Origin of the sequence: Sphingomonas sp. S2M10, assembly GCF_012650175.1 — a bacterium.
Taxonomy (GTDB): Bacteria; Pseudomonadota; Alphaproteobacteria; order Sphingomonadales; family Sphingomonadaceae; genus Sphingomonas.
The window spans coordinates 1-3,012 of sequence record NZ_JAAILI010000088.1; the positions used below are offsets into that span (position 1 = coordinate 1).

Consider the following 3,012-nt stretch of genomic DNA (forward strand, 5'->3'; position numbering starts at 1 on the left):
GCTCTCATGACTGCCATCCGAGATGCTGACCGAGTTTAGTCCTTCGCTGGCCGCGAGACCAGCGGTCGCATTGACCTTGGCGGGTGTGCCGCGGGCGCCTGATCGACGACGATTGATCACGCTCTCATCCGCGGGTTGGTTACCGCACTACCCGTATCCGTCGCTGGGCCTATCCTCCGTCTAAGTTCGGGCGTCGGACGAACCTGCCCCACCGTACACCGTGGATTGCCCATCACAGTCGGGTGCCCGCGGCACGCCGGCCAAGGCTATGCAGATGGTGCGCTGGCGCCTCCTCTCACTGCTGGTTGGAAGATCAAGTGGCGACCGCCGGTGGTACGCGTCGGGCGATGTCCCAAGCATAGCCGACCAGTTCACGCGCGATCGCGGTGGTTACCTTGGGCTGGGGCTTGCCTGCGGCCGCGAGGCGACGGTAGCGCTGGCAGAGACGAACCTGCGCCTTCCATCCAATCGCCTGGATCTCTTCGGGCAAGTCGATGACGCGCTCACGATAGCGGCGTTCCTCGCGAGCGGGCAGTCGATACGACCAGCCAGCCTCGATCAGCATGGTGCGTGCCTGCGCGTTACCCGCGCGCGTGATCCGACCACGCTTGGTCCGGGCACCGCTAGAATGCTCGGACGGCACCAAGCCGACATAGGCCATCAACTGCTTGGGATTGTCGAAGCGGGTCAGATCACCGACCTCGGCGACCAGCGTCGCGGCGCTGACCAGCCTGATGCCGCGCAGGACCTGAAGATTGCGGACCAGCGGCGCGAAACGCCATGCATCTACCGCGTCGCCCAGCGCCGCCTCGAGCCGTCCAACCCGCGCCTGCGCCTCGAGCACCCGCTTCTGCATCTCCTCAAATGCCAGCTGCTGATGGGGGAAGTCGAACCGCTGTTCGGACAACCACCGCCAGTACATCTTCGTCCAGGCCGCCTTGCCGCCGAAACGACGATCGTGCCGCAGCAAGAAGCTGCGCACGGTCTGTTTGGCCCCGGTGGCATCTTCCTGTGCGCTGCGTCGGGCGCGGATCAGATCACGCACCGCCTCGTGCGCTTCGTCCGGAACCCAGATCGCGGTAAGCCCGCCAGCACGCAACAGTCGGGCCAGCGTCATTGCGTCACGCCGGTCGGTCTTCACATGATCGCCCGGCCGTCGTGGCATCATCGAGGGGGCGATGACGATACAAGCCTGCCCAAGTTTCGTCAGCAGCCGGTGCAGGCCATAGCCGCAAGGGCCAGCCTCGTAGCAGACGCTCAACCTCACGCCCGGCGCCGTCAGCCGCTTGACCAGCTTTCTGACCGCGTCGTCCTCGTTGGCGACCGTGCCAACAAAACGCACCTCGCCTCCGCGCTCTCCATCGGCAACCGCGACCGCGATGGTTTCCTTATGCACGTCCAGACCGACGTATTTCACTGCTTCCGTCATGACTCGCCTCCAGTGCTGACAAATCCATCGTCAGCATCTCAGATTTGAGCCCCCGCGGCTCCGGCAGTCATGGGGTCTCTCATGACTGCCATCCGAGATGCTGACCGAGTTTAGTCCTTCGCTGGCCGCGAGACCAGCGGTCGCATTGACCTTGGCGGGTGTGCCGCGGGCGCCTGATCGACGACGATTGATCACGCTCTCATCCGCGGGTTGGTTACCGCACTACCCGTATCCGTCGCTGGGCCTATCCTCCGTCTAAGTTCGGGCGTCGGACGAACCTGCCCCACCGTACACCGTGGATTGCCCATCACAGTCGGGTGCCCGCGGCACGCCGGCCAAGGCTATGCAGATGGTGCGCTGGCGCCTCCTCTCACTGCTGGTTGGAAGATCAAGTGGCGACCGCCGGTGGTACGCGTCGGGCGATGTCCCAAGCATAGCCGACCAGTTCACGCGCGATCGCGGTGGTTACCTTGGGCTGGGGCTTGCCTGCGGCCGCGAGGCGACGGTAGCGCTGGCAGAGACGAACCTGCGCCTTCCATCCAATCGCCTGGATCTCTTCGGGCAAGTCGATGACGCGCTCACGATAGCGGCGTTCCTCGCGAGCGGGCAGTCGATACGACCAGCCAGCCTCGATCAGCATGGTGCGTGCCTGCGCGTTACCCGCGCGCGTGATCCGACCACGCTTGGTCCGGGCACCGCTAGAATGCTCGGACGGCACCAAGCCGACATAGGCCATCAACTGCTTGGGCTTGTCGAAGCGGGTCAGATCACCGACCTCGGCGACCAGCGTCGCGGCGCTGACCAGCCTGATGCCGCGCAGGACCTGAAGATTGCGGACCAGCGGCGCGAAACGCCATGCATCTACCGCGTCGCCCAGCGCCGCCTCGAGCCGTCCAACCCGCGCCTGCGCCTCGAGCACCCGCTTCTGCATCTCCTCAAATGCCAGCTGCTGATGGGGGAAGTCGAACCGCTGTTCGGACAACCACCGCCAGTACATCTTCGTCCAGGCCGCCTTGCCGCCGAAACGACGATCGTGCCGCAGCAAGAAGCTGCGCACGGTCTGTTTGGCCCCGGTGGCATCTTCCTGTGCGCTGCGTCGGGCGCGGATCAGATCACGCACCGCCTCGTGCGCTTCGTCCGGAACCCAGATCGCGGTAAGCTCGCCAGCACGCAACAGTCGGGCCAGCGTCATTGCGTCACGCCGGTCGGTCTTCACATGATCGCCCGGCCGTCGTGGCATCATCGAGGGGGCGATGACGATACAAGCCTGCCCAAGTTTCGTCAGCAGCCGGTGCAGGCCATAGCCGCAAGGGCCAGCCTCGTAGCAGACGCTCAACCTCACGCCCGGCGCCGTCAGCCGCTTGACCAGCTTTCTGACCGCGTCGTCCTCGTTGGCGACCGTGCCAACAAAACGCACCTCGCCTCCGCGCTCTCCATCGGCAACCGCGACCGCGATGGTTTCCTTATGCACGTCCAGACCGACGTATTTCACTGCTTCCGTCATGACTCGCCTCCAGTGCTGACAAATCCATCGTCAGCATCTCAGATTTGAGCCCCCGCGGCTCCGGCAGTCATGGGGTCTA

2 protein-coding genes are annotated in these 3,012 nt (G+C 64.8%); both read right to left on the reverse strand.

Annotation, left to right across the window (positions count from 1 at the left end):
• Positions 1–313: 313 nt before the first annotated feature.
• Entirely contained in the window at positions 314–1,429 is a 1,116-nt protein-coding gene (locus tag S2M10_RS21870; RefSeq protein WP_168847982.1) for an IS110 family transposase, read from the reverse strand.
• 388 nt (positions 1,430–1,817) lie between these two features.
• Complete coding sequence (locus S2M10_RS21875; RefSeq protein WP_168847983.1) at positions 1,818–2,933, reverse strand: IS110 family transposase; 1,116 nt, start codon at positions 2,931–2,933, stop codon at positions 1,818–1,820.
• Positions 2,934–3,012: the final 79 nt, after the last annotated feature.

Bases quoted from the DNA above. Each gene is read 5' to 3' on its own strand.
- S2M10_RS21875 (WP_168847983.1), bottom strand. From the start codon at position 2,933: ATGACGGAAGCAGTGAAATACGTCGGTCTGGACGTGCATAAGGAAACC.
- S2M10_RS21870 (WP_168847982.1), bottom strand. From the start codon at position 1,429: ATGACGGAAGCAGTGAAATACGTCGGTCTGGACGTGCATAAGGAAACC.